The sequence below is a fragment of the Chryseobacterium geocarposphaerae genome (genome assembly GCF_002797535.1).
GTDB lineage: Bacteria > Bacteroidota > Bacteroidia > Flavobacteriales > Weeksellaceae > Chryseobacterium > Chryseobacterium geocarposphaerae.
Window position 1 is genome coordinate 490,801 of the sequence record NZ_PGFD01000001.1, and the last position, 19,804, is coordinate 510,604.

At 39.2% G+C, this 19,804-nt stretch carries 15 protein-coding genes; 14 read left to right on the forward strand and 1 reads right to left on the reverse strand.

The window, feature by feature from the left end; genetic code table 11:
* Nucleotides 1-4: 4 nt before the first annotated feature.
* The 6 genes from CLV73_RS02265 (at nt 5) to CLV73_RS02290 (ending at nt 6,011) form a co-directional block, all read left to right on the forward strand.
* On the forward strand, nt 5-430 hold the full coding sequence (locus CLV73_RS02265; protein WP_100375269.1) for a DoxX family protein: 426 nt from the start codon (nt 5-7) through the stop codon (nt 428-430).
* Nucleotide 431: 1 nt separating this feature from the next.
* A complete protein-coding gene (locus CLV73_RS02270) occupies nt 432-905 on the forward strand; it encodes a Dps family protein (RefSeq protein WP_100375270.1) in 474 nt (157 codons plus the stop codon).
* 4 nt (nt 906-909) lie between these two features.
* Nucleotides 910-1,575 (forward strand): YoaK family protein, encoded by a 666-nt coding sequence (locus tag CLV73_RS02275; RefSeq protein WP_100375271.1) that lies wholly within the window; start codon nt 910-912, stop codon nt 1,573-1,575.
* A gap of 45 nt (nt 1,576-1,620) precedes the next feature.
* Nucleotides 1,621-3,888, forward strand: a complete 2,268-nt coding sequence (locus CLV73_RS02280) for a tetratricopeptide repeat-containing sensor histidine kinase (RefSeq protein WP_100375272.1) — start codon at nt 1,621-1,623, stop codon at nt 3,886-3,888.
* A 12-nt stretch (nt 3,889-3,900) separates the two neighbouring features.
* Nucleotides 3,901-5,253 carry a sigma-54-dependent transcriptional regulator gene (locus CLV73_RS02285; protein WP_100375273.1) on the forward strand — a complete coding sequence of 451 codons (1,353 nt, stop codon included), beginning with the start codon at nt 3,901-3,903 and terminating at the stop codon, nt 5,251-5,253.
* Between the two features lie 116 nt (nt 5,254-5,369).
* Nucleotides 5,370-6,011: a TMEM175 family protein gene (locus tag CLV73_RS02290; RefSeq protein WP_100375274.1), complete on the forward strand. Its 642-nt coding sequence runs from the start codon at nt 5,370-5,372 to the stop codon at nt 6,009-6,011.
* Here CLV73_RS02290 and CLV73_RS02295 read toward each other — a convergent pair.
* Nucleotides 5,990-7,549, reverse strand: a complete 1,560-nt coding sequence (locus CLV73_RS02295; protein WP_100375275.1) for a sigma-54 interaction domain-containing protein — start codon at nt 7,547-7,549, stop codon at nt 5,990-5,992. The two genes, CLV73_RS02290 and CLV73_RS02295, sit on opposite strands and share 22 nt — an antisense overlap.
* A 604-nt stretch (nt 7,550-8,153) precedes the next feature.
* On the opposite strand from CLV73_RS02295, the gene ilvE reads away from it, so the two are divergent.
* The 8 genes from ilvE to CLV73_RS02335 all read left to right on the forward strand — a co-directional run bounded on the left by ilvE (nt 8,154) and on the right by CLV73_RS02335 (nt 19,783).
* Entirely contained in the window at nt 8,154-9,062 is a 909-nt protein-coding gene (gene ilvE, locus CLV73_RS02300) for a branched-chain-amino-acid transaminase (RefSeq protein ID WP_100375276.1), read from the forward strand.
* Between the two features lie 91 nt (nt 9,063-9,153).
* On the forward strand, nt 9,154-10,836 hold the full coding sequence (gene ilvD / locus CLV73_RS02305) for a dihydroxy-acid dehydratase (RefSeq protein ID WP_100375277.1): 1,683 nt from the start codon (nt 9,154-9,156) through the stop codon (nt 10,834-10,836).
* Nucleotides 10,837-11,153: 317 nt separating this feature from the next.
* Complete coding sequence (gene ilvB, locus CLV73_RS02310) at nt 11,154-12,896, forward strand: biosynthetic-type acetolactate synthase large subunit (RefSeq protein ID WP_100375278.1); 1,743 nt, start codon at nt 11,154-11,156, stop codon at nt 12,894-12,896.
* A 179-nt stretch (nt 12,897-13,075) separates the two neighbouring features.
* Nucleotides 13,076-13,666, forward strand: a complete 591-nt coding sequence (gene ilvN, locus CLV73_RS02315) for an acetolactate synthase small subunit (protein WP_027384999.1) — start codon at nt 13,076-13,078, stop codon at nt 13,664-13,666.
* Nucleotides 13,667-13,911: 245 nt separating this feature from the next.
* Nucleotides 13,912-15,393 carry a ketol-acid reductoisomerase gene (ilvC, locus tag CLV73_RS02320; protein WP_100375279.1) on the forward strand — a complete coding sequence of 494 codons (1,482 nt, stop codon included), beginning with the start codon at nt 13,912-13,914 and terminating at the stop codon, nt 15,391-15,393.
* Nucleotides 15,394-15,708: 315 nt separating this feature from the next.
* Nucleotides 15,709-17,160 (forward strand): ATP-binding cassette domain-containing protein, encoded by a 1,452-nt coding sequence (locus CLV73_RS02325; RefSeq protein WP_185116751.1) that lies wholly within the window; start codon nt 15,709-15,711, stop codon nt 17,158-17,160.
* Between the two features lie 167 nt (nt 17,161-17,327).
* Complete coding sequence (gene ilvA / locus CLV73_RS02330; protein WP_228424171.1) at nt 17,328-18,596, forward strand: threonine ammonia-lyase IlvA; 1,269 nt, start codon at nt 17,328-17,330, stop codon at nt 18,594-18,596.
* Nucleotides 18,597-18,673: 77 nt separating this feature from the next.
* Nucleotides 18,674-19,783, forward strand: coding sequence for an SDR family oxidoreductase (locus CLV73_RS02335; RefSeq protein ID WP_228424173.1), 1,110 nt, complete (start codon nt 18,674-18,676; stop codon nt 19,781-19,783).
* Nucleotides 19,784-19,804 lie beyond the last annotated feature (21 nt).

The window sequence follows — 19,804 nt, forward strand, 5'->3', positions numbered from 1 at the left end:
ATATATGGAAATTTTAAAACAGATCCTTTCATCGGATTTAGGCTCATCATTCAATGATGCTTCATTTCTGGTTTTCCGGGTACTCCTTGCCATTCAGCTGTTCAGAGTGCATGGTTTAAAGAAATTCAGGCTGGAAAACGGACAGAGGGAAGTGATTCCAAATCCTCTGGGATTGCCTGATCAACTCAATGCCATAGTTGCATCATTTGCCGATCTGGTGGTTCCGTTTCTGATCATTTTAGGACTGGGAACCAGGCTTGCGGTTTTACCGACAATCGGGGTGACGGCTATCGGATATTTTGTGGTTCACAGAAAAGATTCACCGGAAGTGCGGGACGTTCCTTTCATGTACACCCTTTCTCTGTTACTGGTTCTTGCATTGGGAGCAGGAAGATATTCACTTGATTATTACTTATTAAATACATTATAAAATGAAAACTTCAATCGGAATTAAAAACGAAAATTTAGCAAAAGTTGCTGAAGTATTGATTACAACTTTAGCAGATGAATTTGTATTGTATACCAAAACAAAAAAAGCACACTGGAATGTGGAAGGACCGGATTTTTACAATAAACACCTGTTTTTCGAGGCACAATACGGACAGCTGGACGACATCATCGATGATCTGGCAGAAAGAATCAGAACACTGGGACATTACGCACCGGCCACTCTAAGAGAATATCTTGCATTAACGCATTTGTCTGAGCATCATCTGGAATCGAACGACAGCCTGACTTACATCAGAGCACTTCTTTCCGACCATGAAAGTATCATCATTCATCTTCGTGAAAATATTGAAAACTTCGCTGTTGAATTCCGTGATTCAGGGACAAGCGACTACATCACAGGATTACTGGAAACCCATGAGAAAATGGCCTGGATGCTCCGTTCACATTTAAAATAAAAAAATGGAAGTAAAACATAATATCGGTTTTGTCACCTTATTGTTAACCATGATTGCCGGATATTGCGATACCGTGACTTTTGTATCGGCAGATGCCCTTTTTTCGGCCCATGTTACGGGAAACTTTATTGTATTTGCCTATCAGTTTGTGGAAGGATCGGATATTCATGCCTGGGTAAAGCTGCTTACTTTTCCGGTCTTTATTCTTGCGGTTATGGCAGGAGGAAGAATTGCCGGGAAAGTCATCAACCATTATACCCTGTTGTTCTGGGAAGGAGCATTGCTTTTGTCGGCCGGAATTATTGTTGCCGTTTTCAGTTACTATGGAACATTTTCAGAAACCGTGATGTATACTGTGGCTATGATTACCGTTTTTGCAATGGGACTTCAGAATGCTTTCGGAAAACTTTATGCAAAAGAAACCCATGGCCCGACTACCATGATGACAGGAAATGTAACCCAGGCTTCCCTGGATTTCGGAACACTTCTGTCAAGCGGCTTTCACCACCCTGAAGCATGGGCAAGCCTGAAGAAACAGCTGATTACCATCCTTGGATTTCTGGTAGGCTGTTTTTTAGGAGCTTATGCAGGGAAACAGTTCGGACTGGTAACATTGGTTTTACCCGGACTGGCAATGATTATCTGCTATTTTTACCACCGTAAAAACTAGTATTCGGCTATGGCAGATTACAGGATAATAGATTACCTTTAAAAAATGAATTTCGGCCTTTATTTTTTATCTAAAAATCTACTAAGGATAGTATTTTTTTCTTTGGTTTTGATGTTTTCATGCAGTGTAAAAGCACAGACCCAGGAAAATCCTGCACTGTTGAGAAAACAGATTTCCTCTTCCACCAATACTACTCAGAAAATCGCTTTATTGCTGCGCCTGAGTAACTATTATATTACTAAAAAAGGAGAGTTGAAAGCTGACCTCGACAGTGCCGCTATTCTGAACCGACAGGCAAAAGCACTCAATATGAAATCCGGAGATCCGTTGTCTGCCGGAAAAATCATATTTCTGGATGCCAAAATAGATAAAGAAAGAGGCCGTAAAACGATTGCTTTTTCCAACATGAAACAGGCGCTTTCTTATTTTGAAAAAAATCATTTTAAAGAGCAGGCCGGAGAAGCATACAATGAATTATCATATATGTATGACAATAAACCCGAATATTTTGATACTAAAATCAAACTGAAAGAAAAAGCATTGGAACTGTTTAAGAATTCAGGATCAAAACTGAATCAGGCAGGTGTTTTAAAAGATCTGGGTGAGCTTTACTACATCAAGGAAAATGCTGATAAGGCTCTGGGCTTGCTTAAACAATCCCTGTCTGTTTATCAGTCTGTGAAATTCAGAGAATTACAGAGTGTGTACAATCTTATCTCCCAGGTTGAAATTCAGAAGGCAGATTATGAGGAAGCACTCCGCTATGGTCTTCTGGCAGAAAAAACAGCCGAAAGTGTGAATGATTATTCTTTGCAGATGTGCTCCATTTACAGCAACATCGGAATGGTGTATTATTATCTCCGCCAGAATGACGATGCCATGAAGTATTGGGAAAAATCACTGGCCACGGCAAAGAAAAACAAAGATAACGGCTATATAAGAACGGTAGCCAATAATATTTCTACAATGCTGATCAGGCAGAAAAAGTTTAAGCAGGCCATTACCATGATTCAGGAGTACAGAGAAAAGTATCCCATTGTTGATCAGAATTTTGAAATGTCGGAAAACTACATCCTTTTCAGCACCTACACTATTCTAAAGCAGTTTAACGAAGCGGAAGCCTACTACAAAAAACTGGTGGCCTATTATGGTGAAAATGCAGAAAAAAATAACCAGCAGGCCTCATTGCTGCGGAGCTTTGTTTTCTATCATTACCAGACCCGGAATTTTGATAAAATGTACCGTGAAGCCAGACTTTTTGATTCAATAGCCAAAAATAACGGAAATGATATGCTTCGCTCGGAAAATCATTTGATGTGGTTCAAAGCAGATTCCATACAGGGAAAATATCTTGATGCCATACAGCATTATCAGCTGTACAAAAAGCTTTCCGATTCTGTTTTTAATGGTGAAAAAAGCAAGCAGATCAACAGCCTTAAAATTCAGTTTGAGACGGAGCAGAAGGATAAAAACATTCAGCTGCTGACCCAGAAAGCAAAACTGCAGGATATTAAAATTGCGAATGATACTTTTATCAAATATGTTTTTATCGGAAGCATTCTGGCGCTGATCCTTTTTGCTGCTTTGCTGTATAACCGCTCAAGATTAAAAAGTAACGCCAATAAAAACCTTGAACTGAAGCGTAAGCAGATTGATGAACAGAACGAACAGCTGAAAAAATTACTTTCCGAGAAAGAATGGCTTTTAAAGGAAATCCATCACAGGGTTAAAAATAACCTGCAGATTGTGATCAGCCTGCTGAATACGCAGTCGGCTTATCTGGATAATGAAGATGCCCTGATGGCCATCCAGAACAGCCAGCACAGAATGCATGCCATGTCTCTTATCCACCAGAAGCTTTATCAGTCTGACAATCTTTCAATGATTGACATGTCGTGGTATATTTATGAGCTGATTACCTATATCAAAGAATGTTATTCATCCGAAAGGAAAATCAACTTTACGGTGGATACTGATAAAGTGTTTCTTGATGTTGCACAAGCCGTTCCTATGGGTTTGATCGTCAATGAAGCGGTCAATAATACCGTAAAATATGCATTTCCGGATGACCGCAAAGGGGAAGTTTTCGTTTCATTTAAAAATACCGGCGAAGATCTTTGTGAACTGATGATTTCAGATAATGGAGTAGGACTTCCCGAAGATTTTAATATCGAGGAAACAGAATCTTTGGGAATGAATCTGATGCGTGGACTTACTGATCAGCTGGACGGAACCTTTCATCTCGAAAACAAAGGGGGCTTAAAAGTCACCATTACCTTCAGAAAAAATACAGAAATAACTCCTTCAAATTAAAGGCTGATTATTATGAAAGAAAAAATATTAATTGTAGAAGATGAATTTATTGTAGCCAATGATCTGAAACTGATGCTGATGAAGGCCGGCTATCAGGTCACTGGAATTGCATCTTCAGTGGTTCAGGCCAGGAAACTGATTGCAGACAACAAGCCGGATTGGGTACTTCTTGATATCATCTTAAAAGGTGATCTTACAGGAATTGATCTCGCCTGGGAACTGCGTGAAATACACCTGCCTTTTCTTTATATTTCAGCCAATACCAACCAGTCTACCTTGGAAGCAGTGAAAGAAACACAGCCTTACGGGTTTATGGTAAAACCCTTCCGGGAACGTGACATGATTGTTATGCTTGACATTGCCAGATACCGCTATGACATGGAAAGAGGCTGTGAATTGTGCACTGATACCGGAAATAACGAAGTCATTGAAGGAATTATCGGGAAAAGCAAGGTACTTCAGGATGTCGTTGAAAAAATAAGGGTAGTAGCTCCTACAGATACTTCTGTTCTTGTGGTAGGAGAGAGCGGAACCGGAAAGGAAAAAGTAGCTCATTCCGTTCATGAACTTTCAGAGCGCAGTGCTCATCCTATTGTTGTGGTCAACTGTGCTGCACTGCCACATGCGCTTATCGAATCTGAGCTTTTCGGACATGAAAAAGGGAGTTTTACGGGTGCTAATACATTGAGGATTGGAAAATTTGAACAGGCTCACAACAGCACAATTTTTCTGGATGAAATAGGGGAGCTGCCATTAGATTCACAGGTTAAACTGCTGAGAGTTCTCCAGGAAAAAGAGATTGAGAGACTGGGAGGAAATAACACAATTAAAGTAAACGTAAGAATTGTAGCAGCTACCAACCGTTCCCTGGAAAAAGAAGTGGCAGAAGGAAGATTCAGGCTGGATCTGTATTACCGTTTGAATGTTTTCCCAATTGAACTGCCTCCGCTGAGAGAAAGAAAGGAAGATATCGTCTTGCTGGCCCATTTTTTCCTGAATAAATATGCCGCTGCTTCAAGAAGAAATATCACTTCTATCAGTGAAAAAGCACTGGAACAGCTGTTGAATTATCATTGGCCGGGAAATATCCGTGAACTGGAGCATTTGATCGAAAGAAGTGTTCTTCTGGCCAAAACCACAGAAATAGAAAGCTTTGATCTGCCAAAAATCGTTGAAAAACCTATGGAAACACAGGGTCCGCTGAAATCATTGGAAGATATGGAAAGAGACCACATTATGAACGCGCTTCAGACTTCCAACGGGAAAGTTTCCGGGCCGGGTGGCGCTGCAGAGCTGCTGAAGATCCAAGCTCAGACTTTATATTCCAAAATGAAAAAACTGGGAATTGACAAAGGCTATAAATAATTCCGGGCAAAGCTAGCCGGAAACAAAATTTCCTCTCAATTTTTTAATCATAATTCTTCAAATAATTGGAGGATACAATCATCATGTCTTTACAATATTAAATCAATCAGGTAATTATGGAAAAAGAAACGCTCAGAATAGAAGGGTTCAGCGATGGTGTTTTTGCAATAGCCGTTACGCTTTTGGTGCTGGATCTTCACTTTCCTGAAGAACATTCAATACAGAACGGGAATGATCTGTTGGTCTTTCTGAAGAATCAGTGGCCGGCATTTCTGGCATTTATCCTTTCGTTTTTCAGTATTTTCATCATGTGGGTGAACCATCATAAGATTTTCAAACAGATCTACAGCAGAAATTCAGCGATTATGTTTGCCAACGGACTGATCCTTTTTCTGGTTTCAGCAGTTTCTTATCCTACCGCTTTGCTGGCAAGGTATTTTGATGGTGAAGCTTCCTCTGTTGTTGTAGCGCTTTATACCGGTATTTTTGTTCTGATCAATCTTGCTTACAATTTATTATGGTTTCTGGCTACCCGTAACAAAAAACTTTTGCGCCCGGGTATTACCGATGCTGCTATAAAAAAGATCCATAATAATTACCTGTACGGGCTTCCCATCTATGTTATTGCATTAATCCTGTCGTTCTGGATACCGGCGGTTTCTCTGATGATCATTTTAGGACTCTGGATTTTCTGGGCTTTATCTTCCGGGAAAATAGAAATTGGGCCTGACAAATATTATTCAGATTCCCTGAAATAATGTTTTTTTTCTATTCCAAGTTTCTGCATTTTGGATATCAGCGTGGTTGGAGGCAATCCCAGTAATTTTGCAGCGCCTGTTTCGCCAAAAATACGGCCGTTACATTTTCTGATTATTTTTAAAATATATTCCTTTTCAAATTCATGAAGTGTTTTAACCTGAACATCCTGATCTGTATTTTGAGCGTTAATAACTTTTGGAAAATCCATTTCTCTGATGATATCTCCTTTTGCCGTCAGTATGCTTCTTTCAATCATATTTTCAAGTTCACGGATATTACCCAGCCATGGATTAGCAATCATCATCTTGACCACGTTCTGAGAAAAACCATTCATCTTTTTGCCTGTTTTCGGATATAATTTCTCAAGGAAATAATCTGCCAGCAAAGGAATATCCTCTTTTCTTTCCCGTAAGGCAGGAAGATGGATAGGAAATACATTCAACCTGTAAAAAAGATCACTTCTGAACCGGCCTTCTGCCACTTCTTTTTCAAGATTCCTGTTGGTGGCCGTAATGATCCGCGCATTAACCTTTATTCTTTTGTTGCCCCCGATTCTTTCAATTTCTTTTTCCTGAAGAACCCTCAGAAGCCTCGCTTGTAATTCCAGAGGAAGTTCACCAATTTCATCGAGAAAAATTGTGCTGTTGTGAGCCTGCTCAAACTTTCCTTTTCTTTGTTCTGTTGCTCCGGTAAAACTTCCTTTTTCATGCCCGAACAATTCGGATTCTATTAAGTTGGCAGGAATAGCCGCACAGTTTATCCTGATCATTTTCTTTCCCGAAAATTCTGAAAGTTCATGAACCGCCTGTGCTATAAGTTCTTTTCCCGTACCAGTCTCTCCAAAGATAATCACATTGGATTGCGATGGAGCTACCTGTGAGATTTTTTCGAAAATGAGCTGCATGGCTTCGCTTTGCCCCACAATTCCATGAAAGCCGTGCCCGATTTTCTTTTCTTCTTCAACTTCTTTCGGAAAGTCCGGGATATTTCCCTGAAATGTTTTCAGTTGCTCCTGAACATCAATGTTATGAAGGGTAATGGAAAGCTGGGTAGAAATGCCGTTTAAAATCCTTTCCGGAATACTGTCTCTTGAAATAAAGCTTCTGTAGAAAAGGAAAAGTACATTTTTACTTTCACTGACAGTCGGCAGTCCCAATCCGGCAGCCATCCGCATTCCCGAATTTTTAGCTTCAGTAAAACAGGAAGGAAGAGGTGATAGTTCTTTAAGATCAAAAAGCAGCGGTTCTGCGGAATCAAGACAGTTTTTTAAATACCTGTCAAGCTGTTGATCTGTGGTATAGTTCTGATTTTCAATCCGGCCGCCGAGTATTTCAATAGTTCCTTTTACATCCTTGATAATCATACAATCATTGAATCCCAGTTCAGTTTTGAAAGATTTATGGATAACAAACTGAAGCTGTTTCTTATCTAAAATGATAGAAAAGTCTTTGGTTAAATGGGAAATCATAAGCTGTTCTTTCTGCATTTCCTGCAGGCGTTTCATCATTTCTGCATTGGGATCAGAAGGCTTACTCATAGAAATTCTTACTTGAAAATTTAAAGATAGGAAAATTGAGAAAAAGATACATGTGAGCGGTTAAAATACCTGAAAATAATAAACCTTTTACTTTTTGAAACATTAAGTTTATATTAGGGTGTTAAGAGTAACTTTATTTCACTTAATCAATGTTAACGGAGAAAAAAATTAACTTTAAAGGTTATTATTAAAAGAACCAATACCGGAATATCAACGGTTTTTAATCCTTGTCAGGACTCTATATGAAATTTTTGACATCGTAATTTTTACAACTTACATTAGTTGATAATCAGAGGTTTATATATAAATTTTGTTTTAATGGATTTCGTAGAAATTGTAATAATTGATGTGTTTTTCACATACTTGAGGTATAATTTTTACGAAATAATTAATGTTTATTGAATTTAGTTTATACATTTGTACTGTTTAAAACAAACAGATGAATAACACAATTATTATTCTTGTCATTTTTGTCATTATCGGATTCCGGTGGTGAGTGATGGCTTGTGATAATTTTTGAAATTGAAATACTACAGACCATTCTCATCTCGAGAATGGTTTTTTATTTAGGAGTAAACAATAAATATTATAAAACCGATATACAATGTATTACAATGACGACAGTGTCCTCTTTTTTGATGGGGAATATGTGAAAGCAAAAGAAGCCAGGACCGATTTATATGGCCAATCTTTACACTACGGATATGCTGTTTTTGAAGGGATTAAATCTTATAAAACAGTCAACGGAACCAAAATTTTTAAGGCAGAGGAACATTACGACAGATTGAGAAAATCTGCCGAAACGATGATGATGCCTTTCGATTATTCTACCGAAGAAATGGTAGAAGCAACTTACAAATTATTGGTAATTAATAATCTGAGTAATGCATATATCCGTCCGATTGTCATTTGCTCTCCAAATATGGCATTATCAAAGGGACAAAAAAGTTATCTCGTCATCGAGGTTTGGAATTGGGACAACGGTTATCTTGCCAACAAAATGAGAATTATGACGTCTTCTTTTGAACGCCCAAATCCAAAAGCTTTCAAAGTGGAGGCAAAAGTGAGTGGTCATTATGTGAACTCGATTTTAGCTTGTCAGGAAGCTAAGGATAAAGGTTTTGACGAAGCGTTGGTCTTGGATGCTGACGGAAATGTAGCTGAAAGTTCAGGAGCCAATATCTTCTTTGAGAAAGACGGAAAACTTTTCACACCGGCAAAAGGAAGTATTCTTCCGGGAATCACAAGAGCAACAGTTTTTGAAATCTGTGATAATCTGGGAATCCCTTATGAAGAAAAATTTTTCAAACCGGAAGAAATGCAGGGTACAGATGCGGGCTTTTTCTGTGGAACAGCAGCCGAAATTGTAGCATTAGATTCTTTGGATAACATTCCTTTCAAACTGAACTGGGAAGACAGTTTATCATCGAAAATTCAAACGGCTTATCGCCATTTGGTGTTAGAAGAAGATTATTCATATCTGAAATCCGAAAATTTAATCTTAGAAAAATAAATACAGAGTCCCGAAGGGACGACTTACTAAAGGATAGGATGAAATCTTATCAAAAAAATACGACAGAAATAACCTGTCAAAAAAATAAAATATGTCAGAAAATTTAAACAAATATTCCAAAACCCTCACCAAAGACCCTACCCAGCCTGCAACTCAGGCGATGTTTTACGGGATTGGTTTTCAAAAAGAAGATTTCGACAAAGCACAGATTGGAATTGCAAGTATGGGCTACGACGGAAATACTTGCAATATGCACCTCAATGGTCTTGCGGAGATTGTAAAAAAAGGGGTTAAAGAACAAAATCTTGTTGGATTAATGTTCCACACCATCGGAATCAGCGACGGAATGACCAACGGAACCGACGGAATGCGTTATTCACTCGTAAGTCGTGACATCATTGCAGATTCCATCGAAGCGGTTTGCGCAGGACAATATTATGATGGATTGATTACAGTTCCGGGTTGCGACAAAAATATGCCGGGTTCTCTGATGGCGATGGCTCGTCTCGACCGTCCTTCGATAATGGTTTATGGCGGAAGTATTGCACCGGGACATTACAAAGGCCAAGATTTGAATATCGTTTCAGCCTTCGAAGCGCTGGGAAATAAAATCGCAGGTAAAATTTCCGAAGAAGATTTTCAGGGTGTGATTCAAAATTCCTGTCCAAGTGCAGGAGCTTGTGGCGGAATGTACACAGCTAATACAATGGCTTCCGCAATCGAAGCACTCGGAATGAGTTTGCCTTATTCCTCGTCTTATCCGGCTCTCAGTCGTGAAAAAAAAGAAGAATGTCAGTTTGCCGGGCATTACATTAAAATTCTTTTAGAAAAAGACATTAAACCATCGGACATTATGACGCCAAAAGCGTTTGAAAATGCTTTGAGGCTGATTATGATTCTGGGTGGAAGTACCAATGCGGTTCTCCATTTTATAGCCATTGCAAAATCCATCGGATACGATTTGACTTTAGATGATTTCCAGAGAATAAGCGACGAAACGCCGTTTTTAGCCGACCTTAAACCAAGTGGTAAATATCTGATGGAAGACCTTCACAAAGTAGGCGGAGTTCCAGCCGTGATGAAATATCTATTGGATTTAGGCTTGCTTCACGGTGATTGTTTGACGGTTACGGGAAAAACCATTGCGGAAAATCTGGAACACGTCACTTCAATTATTGACAGACAGCAAAACATCATTCACGATATCAAAAATCCAATCAAAGAAACCGGACACATCAGAATTATGTACGGAAATCTTGCCGAGAAAGGTTCTGTTGCAAAAATCACAGGAAAAGAAGGCGCTTATTTCAAAGGAACGGCGATTGTTTTTGACGGAGAAAAAGAATTCATCAAAGGTATTGAAGATAAAAAAATTCAGGAAGGAAATGTCGTAGTGATTAAGAATGAAGGCCCAAAAGGCGCACCCGGAATGCCGGAAATGCTGAAACCGACTTCCGCTTTGATGGGTTCAGGTTTAGGTAAAAATGTCGCATTGATTACCGACGGAAGATTTTCAGGAGGAACGCACGGTTTCGTGGTCGGTCATATCACACCGGAAGCTTTTGCCGGAGGATTGATTGGCTTAATTAAAGATGGAGATGTGATTGAACTGGATGCTGAAAAAAATACCATCAACGCATTGTTGTCGGATGAAGAAATTGCCAAAAGAAAAGCCGAATTCCAACAACCTGAATACAAAGTGAAGAGCGGGGTATTATACAAATACGCCAAATCTGTAGCAGATGCCTCACAAGGCTGTGTCACCGATTTGTAAAATATAATGAATAAGATATTATCTGGGGCAGCTATTTCCGTCTTCCACTCCCGCTTTTTTGCGAACGAAATGAAGCAATAAGTTGAACTATTTGGTCATCGCAAAAAGAGCTCCGTTCAAGCCGGGCTGCAATCGTATTGCGTTTCAAAATAATGTTTTAAAAAAATCTGGAGGTTAAATTTGAAAACAGGATATAAATTCAAAACGAATCCGAAGGATTCAATATCAGTAGCCGTAGGTGAAACCTATGGAATGGATATAAACCCAAACAAATCAGAACCCGAAGGGTTCAATCTTAAACGGAAAAAATATTAAAAATGAACAATACCATTTCACAAATAGAAAATATAGAATTAGAACAGCCAAAATCGGTAGAAATATCCGGTTCAAAAGCTGTTTTGGAAGCGCTATTACAAGAAAACGTTGATACGATTTTCGGTTATCCCGGTGGCGCAATTATGCCGATTTATGATGCTTTGTACGACTATTCCGAAAAACTGAAACACATTTTGGTTCGTCACGAGCAAGGTGCCATTCACGCTGCACAGGGATTTGCAAGAACTTCCGGAAAAACGGGGGTTGTATTTGCAACCAGTGGTCCGGGAGCAACCAATCTGGTGACAGGTTTAGCGGATGCAATGATAGACAGCAATCCGATTGTCTGTATTACAGGTCAGGTTTTTGCCTCACTTTTGGGAACGGATGCTTTCCAGGAAACTGATGTCATCAATATCACAACGCCGGTTACAAAATGGAATTATCAGGTAACCGATGCAACCGAAATCCCGGAAGCAATTGCCAAAGCTTTTCATATCGCAAGTACTGGTCGACCAGGTCCGGTTTTGATTGATATTACCAAAAATGCTCAATTACAATTATTCGAATATTCGGGGTATAAAAAATGCAATCATATCAGAAGTTACCGCCCGGAGCCGGAAATCAGAAATGAATATATCGAACAGGCTGCAGAATTGATTAATCAGGCAAAAAAGCCATTTGTTTTGTTTGGACAAGGGGTGATTTTGGGAAAAGCCGAAGAAGAATTCAAAGCATTTATTGAAAAAATCAATCTTCCGGCTGCGGCAACTGTAATGGGATTGAGTGCGCTTCCAACAAACCATAAACTACACGTCGGAATGCTGGGAATGCACGGCAATTACGCACCCAATGTAATGACCAACGAATGTGATGTTCTGATTGCAGTCGGAATGCGTTTCGATGATAGGGTTACAGGTCGTTTGGATAAGTATGCAAAACAGGCAAAAATCATTCATCTTGATATTGACCCGGCCGAAATTGATAAAAATGTGAAGACCACCGTTCCGGTTTGGGGAAATTGTAAAAAGACACTTCCGATGCTGACGGCGCTTCTCAAAGAAAACGACCATTCAGCTTGGTTGGAAAAATTCCGTGAGTTGGAAAAGGAAGAAATCAAAGAAGTAATTACAGAAGAACTGAATCCCACAACCGATGTAATGACAATGGGAGAAGTCATCAAAGTTCTTAATGAGCTGACAAATGGCGATGCAATAATCACAACCGATGTTGGTCAGCATCAGATGGTTGCCTGTCGTTATGCAAATTTCAATAATTCTAAATCCAGCGTTACATCAGGCGGATTGGGAACAATGGGATTTGGTTTGCCGGCCGCAATCGGAGCTTGGTATGGTGCACCGGAAAAAACAGTGGTTGCAATCATTGGAGATGGCGGATTCCAGATGACATTGCAGGAATTAGGAACCATTATGCAGTTCGGAGCGAAGGTCAAAATCCTGATTCTAAATAATGAATTCCTCGGAATGGTAAGACAATGGCAACAGCTGTTCCACGACAGGCGTTACTCTTTTGTAAATATCACGAGCCCGGATTTCGTAGCCGTTGCAAAAGGTTATTACATCGACGGACAAAAAATATCAGAAAGGAAAGACCTCAAAACAGCTTTGGAAACAATGCTCAATCACGATCGTGCTTATCTTTTGGAAGTAATGGTTGGAAAAGAAAATAATGTTTTTCCAATGGTAGCACAAGGAACCTCGGTTTCAGAAATTCGATTAAAATAAATTTTCAACAAAGTCCTGAAAGGACGACTTAATAAAGGATAGGATGAAAATCCTATCAAAACCCGAAGGGTTTAATATCAATAGCCGTAGGTGAAACCTATGGTAAATCAATCAGAATCCCAATGAACCCGAAGGGTTCAATATTATTCCAATAATGGAAAATTTTGAAAAACAAAACAATGGAAAAACAAGAATTTACCATCACATTATACACCGAAAATTCTGTTGGATTAATTGGCAGAATTTCAGGGATTTTTTCACGAAGAAAAATCAATATCGAGAGTTTGAATACATCTCCTTCCGAGGTGGAAGGTATTCACAGATTCACAATTCTCATTAATGAAACCGAAGAAGTCGTAAGAAAACTTTGCCGTCAGCTGGAAAAGCAAATCGACATTCTGAAAGCTTATTTCAATACAGATGATGAGATTGTCTGGCAGGAACAGGCACTTTACAAAGTCCCCGCAAATGTGGTGACAGAAAAGGTCTATGTAGAACGATTGCTTCGTCAGTATGGCGCATCTACAGTTGTAATTCGTCAGGATTACATCGTTTTTGAAACGGCAGGACATCGGGAAGAAATCGACCGGTTAACTGAAGAGCTCAACAAATACGGACTCATCGAATTCGTGCGTGGAGCAAGAATCGCTATCATCAAAAACAGCGCAGGAATCCACGAAAAAGTCCTCGAGTTTGAAAAAAGAGAACCATCTCCCGAACTTATTGAAAACGAATATCTCGATAAAAGAGACGATGTTTTCACAATGTAAATAAACAATCAAACTTTGTTGAGCTTAAGCGCCTTTATCTCAAAGTTTTTATTGAATTCCAAGGAATCGATGAATCTTCGATTTGTGAACTTAAAAACATTCAATTGTTAAAAAACCTTTGTGCGCTTTGTGTTTAATTTTCAATAAATATTCAAAACAGAATTTAAAAATCAAAAAAATATTAATCCTAAAAAGTAGTTACGGTAATCTTTTTACTTGATACTTTTTACTTTTTACTTAAAAATATGGCAAATTATTTCAATACCTTATCACTCAGAGACCAGTTGCATCAGTTAGGACAGGCGGAATTTATGGACAGTTCAGAGTTTTCTGATGGCGTTTCTGCATTGAAAGGAAAGAAAATCGTAGTGGTTGGTTGCGGAGCTCAGGGACTGAATCAAGGTCTGAATCTCAGAGACAGCGGACTGGACGTTTCTTACGCATTGCGTCAGGAAGCTATCGACCAAAAGAGAGATTCGTGGAAAAACGCAACCGAAAATAATTTCAAAGTCGGAACTTACGAAGAACTGATTCCCACTGCGGATTTGGTCATCAATTTAACGCCTGACAAGCAACACACTTCGGTAATCAATGCGGTTCAGCCTTTGATGAAACAGGGTGCGACTTTGTCCTATTCACACGGGTTCAATATCGTGGAAGAAGGGATGCAGATTCGTAAAGATTTGACGGTGATTATGGTCGCTCCAAAATGCCCGGGTTCCGAAGTTCGTGCCGAATATCTGCGAGGTTTCGGTGTTCCGACGCTGATTGCTGTTCATCCTGAAAATGACCCTCAGGGAAAAGGCTGGGCAGAAGCAAAAGCATATTGTGTAGGAACAGGCGGTCACAAAGCCGGTGTTTTGAAATCCTCTTTCGTGGCAGAAGTGAAGTCCGATTTGATGGGAGAACAGACGATTTTGTGCGGACTTTTGCAGACAGGTTCTATTCTTTCGTTTGACAAAATGGTCGAAAAAGGAATTGATGCAGGTTACGCTTCCAAATTGGTTCAATACGGTGTTGAGGTCATTACAGAAGCCTTGAAACACGGCGGTGTAAGCGGAATGCTGGACAGACTTTCTAACCCTGCGAAACTAAAAGCCTTTGAATTGTCAGAAGAACTGAAAGATATTATGCGTCCACTTTTCCAAAAGCACCAGGACGATATCATCTCCGGCGAATTTTCCAAAACAATGATGGAAGACTGGGCAAATGGAGATGCAAACTTATTGAAATGGCGTGCAGAAACAGGAGAAACAGCTTTTGAAAAAACACCGGCAGGCGATGTGAAAATCGAAGAGCAGGAATATTTTGACAATTATCTTTTGATGTCGGCCTTCATCAGAGCGGGTGTTGAATTAGCGTTTGAAACGATGGTTGAAGCCGGAATCAAGCCGGAATCCGCTTATTACGAATCGCTTCACGAAACCCCTTTGATTGCCAATACCATCGCACGAAAAAAACTGTTCGAGATGAATCGTGTGATTTCCGACACTGCAGAATACGGCTGTTACCTGTTCGACCAGGCTTGCAAACCTTTGTTGGCAGATTTTATGAAGTCGGTAGATACAGATTTGGTAGGTAAAAACTACAACGAAGGCAAAAAAGCTTCGGTTGACAACGCTCAATTGGTTTATGTGAACGATGTTTTGAGAAATCATCCGGTAGAAATTGTCGGCAGAAAACTCCGTCAGGCAATGACGGCGATGAAGTCCATCAAAACAGTTTAAAATAAGGAGCTAATCCCGCTTGGAGTTTATGCTGAGCGAAGTCGAAGTGCTATATCTTTTGCTCTTCGTTCCTCATCATAAAAGGATGCCGCTGCAACCGGGGCTATGGGATTTGTTATAAAAATAAAAATCCAGCATTAACATCATATTTGTCATTCCGTAGGAATCTCAGCAATGAATTATTCCTACGGAAATGACAAACTAACTGTGATTTGGTTTGTGTTCTTTGTTGAGCGAAGCGCCTTTGCGAACCTTAAAATATTCTCAATAAGATTATAAAAAAACTTTGCGCCCTTTGCGTTTAAAAATAAAATAATGTCAACCCCAATCATCCACATTTCAAACCTAAATTTCCAGTATGATAAACCCATACTGAACCATTTCAACTGGGAAATATCTTCTGGAGAATGCTGGATGTTAGGCGGATTAAGTGGAAGCGGGAAAACAACCTTAGCCAAAATCATTTCAGGAGAAATCAAAAATTTTGAAGGGAAAGTTGAGGTCAATTTTAATGAAAATTTAAACTTGAAGAGGAAAGTTCTGTACGTTTCCAATTGGTTTCAGTTCACTAATCTGGAAGGCGACCGCAATTTTTATTATCAACAGCGATATAATCAATTTGCTAAAAATGATACACTCACTGTTTTTGCAGAGCTTAATCATTTTGGAAAAGAAGAAAATCTTGATTTTGGAATTTTGAAATCCTATTTAGAACCGTTTGGATTTGAAAATTTTAAAAATCAGCAATTGATAGAATTGTCAAGCGGCGAACACAAAAAATTACAATTACTGAAAGCACTTTGGCTAAAACCTCAGATTCTGATTATCGACCAGCCTTACACAGGATTGGATACCAAATCGAGACACTTTTTGAATCATGCTTTTGATAATTTGAATCAGGAAAATGTCACATTGATTTTGATAAATAACGATGACGAATATCCTGAAAGTGTTCAGTATTTTGTAGAAATAGAAAACGGAAAATTAATTCACAGAAACTCTCCAAAAGACTTTTCCAAAGGAGAAGAAAGAATTCCAAAATCGCTTCCTTTTTTCCTTCAAGACAATCGGGAAAACGAACAGGAAAGTCTCATCAAACTGGAAAATATCAATATTTCTTATGGTGAAAAACAAGTACTGAGAAATATCGATTGGGAAGTCAATTCCGGTGAGCAATGGCTGTTGCAGGGTCACAATGGCTCGGGAAAATCAACATTGCTCAGTTTGTTGAATGGTGACCATCCTCAGGCTTATGCCAATGAGATTTATCTTTTCGGACAAAAGCGGGGAAGCGGCGAAAGTATTTGGGACATTAAAGAAAAAATCGGAATGATTTCGCCCGAATTGCATTGGTATTTCGATATGAATGCGAATGTCGGACAAACCATTGCTTCCGGTTTTTTTGATTCGATGTTGTTGTATCAGAAACTGAGTTTTAGTCAGCAACAACAATTGGAGCAGATGCTGCATTTCTTCGATTTGAAAGATGATAAAAATAAGAAGTTAAATACTTTACCGCTTGGGAAACAACGTTTGGCTTTACTCGCAAGAACATTGATTAAAAAACCAAAGCTTTTGATTCTGGATGAGCCTTGTCAGGGAATGGACAACAAACAGACGCAATATTTTAATCAGGTAATTGATGATTTGGCAGACCAGGGACAATCGTTGATTTACGTTGGGCATTTTGAATCTCAATTACCAAAAAAACTCAGTCACAAACTCGTTCTTGAAAACGGAACGACAAGAATTAAAGAAATGATTTAACCACAAAGTCACAAAAGTTTTTTAAGCTTTAAAAAGATTTGTTTAAAGTTCACAAAAGAATGTCGAAAATGATGAACGTTTTGTGAGCTTCTTATTTTCAATTATTTAAACTTTAAGAAAAATGATATCTTTTGTGACTTTTGTGGTTTAAAAAATAAAAATTATAAATGAAGATGAATGAAACGATGATATTTCCAACCTTGGAAGCGGTAAAAGAAACCCGAAAAAGTATAGAAAATGTTGTGAATTACACACCATTGCAATACAACGCCCGCTTGTCAGATATATTTGGAGCAAATATTTTTCTCAAGAGGGAAGATTTACAACCCGTTAGGTCTTACAAATTACGTGGGGCCTACAATAAAATCAAAAGTCTTTACAATGAAGGCAAAACTTCGGACGGAATAGTCTGTGCAAGCGCCGGAAATCACGCCCAGGGAGTAGCTTTTTCCTGTAAACAGCTTCAGATTAAAGGAACGATTTTTATGCCCGTGACAACACCAAAACAAAAACTGGAACAGGTTGAAATGTTTGGTGGAAACCTTGTCGAAATCAAACTGGTAGGGGATACTTTTGATACCTCCAAAAATGCAGCCTTAGAGTTTGCAGAAAGTTCCGGCGCAGCATTTATTCATCCTTTTGATGATATTCAGATTATTGAAGGACAGGCGACTTTGGCACTGGAAATTTTGGAGCAACAGAAAGAAAATATTGATTTTGTTTTCATTCCGATTGGCGGTGGTGGTTTGGCTTCCGGAATTTCGACGGTTTTTAAAGAGCTGTCAAAAGAGACTCGATTGATTGGAGTTGAACCAAAAGGAGCACCCTCTATGAAAACCTCCATTGATAATAATCTCAATACAGAATTACAGAAAGTTGATGGTTTTGTAGATGGAGCAGCGGTAAAAAGAGTAGGGGATTTGACTTTTGAGATTTGCAAAAATGCGCTTGCAGATTGCATTCCTGTGGATGAAGGGATGATTTGTGATACGATTCTTCAACTTTATAACAAAGATGCAATTGTTTTGGAACCGGCCGGAGCGCTTTCTATTTCAGCTTTGGAACAATATCGAAATCAGATTAAGGGTAAAAATGTAGTTTGCATCGTCAGCGGAAGCAACAATGATATTACCAGAATGGAGGAAATCAAAGAACGCGCTTTGCTTTACAATGGGTTGAAGCATTATTTTATGGTCAAATTCCCACAACGTCCAGGTTCTCTGAAAGATTTTGTGCTGAATGTTCTCGGTTCAAATGACGATATCACCCATTTCGAATATACCAAAAAAAATTCAAGGGAAACTGCTTTGGCGATTGTAGGAATCGAACTTTCCAATATTTCTGATTTTAATGGCTTGAAACAGAGAATGAAAGAGCTGGGTTATTTCGAATCTTATTTGAATGATAATCCTGATGTGCTGAATATGCTTGTTTAATAAAGATAATATTGAGAAGCTAATGCAGCTGGTTGTTAATCGGTGTACGCAATTTTGGACTTTCCAGCACAATAAATTTGGACTTTCCAGCAAAACAGGCTACTGACTTTTCAGGCGATCTTTGTGTTATAAATTCAAAGAAGATGACAAATTCAAATAGAGGAGTAGCAGTCCTTGTCACGGGCGGCTCTGGTTTCATTGCTGTTCATTGTATAATAAAATTACTTGAGCAAGGTTATATGGTAAGAGCAACATTACGTTCTCTACATAGGCAGAATGAGGTTAAGGATATGCTAAGTAAAGGAGGGATCAGCTCATTTGAAAACCTCTCCTTTATTGAGGCTGATCTTTCGCAAGATAATAATTGGGATAAGGCTGTGCAGGGCTGTACCTATGTTCTGCATATAGCATCTCCAACACCTGTTGTTAACTATAAGCATGAGGATGAAATGATCAATCCAGCAAAAGATGGAGTGTTAAGGGTTCTGAAAGCAGCTAGGGCTGCCCGTGTAAAGAGGGTCGTACTAACATCGGCCTATGGAGCGGTAGGTATGGGAAATAGGAATCGTACGACGCCATATACTGAAAAAGACTGGTCGAACCTTGAGGCAAATCTTCACCCCTACCAAAAATCAAAAACAATTGCTGAGAAAACGGCATGGGAATTTATCAAAAACGAAGGTGGTGGACTTGAACTGTCCGTGGTTAATCCTGTGGCAGTAATGGGTCCGATACTTGGTACAGATTACTCCCATTCTAATCAGGTCGTTAAGAAAATGCTGGAAGGAGAGATAAAAGCATGTCCAAAAGTATATTGTTGCCATGTGGATGTGCGAGATGTTGTTGATCTGCATCTGCTCGCCATGACACATCCGAAGGCTAGCGGCGAAAGGTTCCTGGCTACCACGGGTAAAGCATTATCAATGCTGGATGTTGCGGACATATTGAAGAAAAATTTAGTGGAGGTGGCAGCAAAAGTTCCTACCAGAGAAATGCAGAATTGGATTGTAAGGGCAGCAGCCATATTCAACCCATCGTTACGGATGCTGGCGACATTACTTGGGAAATATGCAGAAACCAGTGGAGATAAAGCAAAACAATTATTGAATTGGTCGCCCCGCTCTAATGAAGAAGCGATTATAGCAACGGCGGAAAGTATGTTACAGCTAGGTCTGATTAAAAAATAAGAAATGAAAGGTAGTATAACA

What these genes read in the sequence shown, in the direction of transcription:
- CLV73_RS02265 (WP_100375269.1), top strand. Translation starts at nt 5, where the DNA reads ATGGAAATTTTAAAACAGATCCTTTCATCGGATTTAGGCTCATCATTC.
- CLV73_RS02270 (WP_100375270.1), top strand. Translation starts at nt 432, where the DNA reads ATGAAAACTTCAATCGGAATTAAAAACGAAAATTTAGCAAAAGTTGCT.
- CLV73_RS02275 (WP_100375271.1), top strand. Translation starts at nt 910, where the DNA reads ATGGAAGTAAAACATAATATCGGTTTTGTCACCTTATTGTTAACCATG.
- CLV73_RS02280 (WP_100375272.1), top strand. Translation starts at nt 1,621, where the DNA reads ATGAATTTCGGCCTTTATTTTTTATCTAAAAATCTACTAAGGATAGTA.
- CLV73_RS02285 (WP_100375273.1), top strand. Translation starts at nt 3,901, where the DNA reads ATGAAAGAAAAAATATTAATTGTAGAAGATGAATTTATTGTAGCCAAT.
- CLV73_RS02290 (WP_100375274.1), top strand. Translation starts at nt 5,370, where the DNA reads ATGGAAAAAGAAACGCTCAGAATAGAAGGGTTCAGCGATGGTGTTTTT.
- CLV73_RS02295 (WP_100375275.1), bottom strand. Translation starts at nt 7,549, where the DNA reads ATGAGTAAGCCTTCTGATCCCAATGCAGAAATGATGAAACGCCTGCAG.
- ilvE (WP_100375276.1), top strand. Translation starts at nt 8,154, where the DNA reads ATGTATTACAATGACGACAGTGTCCTCTTTTTTGATGGGGAATATGTG.
- ilvD (WP_100375277.1), top strand. Translation starts at nt 9,154, where the DNA reads ATGTCAGAAAATTTAAACAAATATTCCAAAACCCTCACCAAAGACCCT.
- ilvB (WP_100375278.1), top strand. Translation starts at nt 11,154, where the DNA reads ATGAACAATACCATTTCACAAATAGAAAATATAGAATTAGAACAGCCA.
- ilvN (WP_027384999.1), top strand. Translation starts at nt 13,076, where the DNA reads ATGGAAAAACAAGAATTTACCATCACATTATACACCGAAAATTCTGTT.
- ilvC (WP_100375279.1), top strand. Translation starts at nt 13,912, where the DNA reads ATGGCAAATTATTTCAATACCTTATCACTCAGAGACCAGTTGCATCAG.
- CLV73_RS02325 (WP_185116751.1), top strand. Translation starts at nt 15,709, where the DNA reads ATGTCAACCCCAATCATCCACATTTCAAACCTAAATTTCCAGTATGAT.
- ilvA (WP_228424171.1), top strand. Translation starts at nt 17,328, where the DNA reads ATGAAGATGAATGAAACGATGATATTTCCAACCTTGGAAGCGGTAAAA.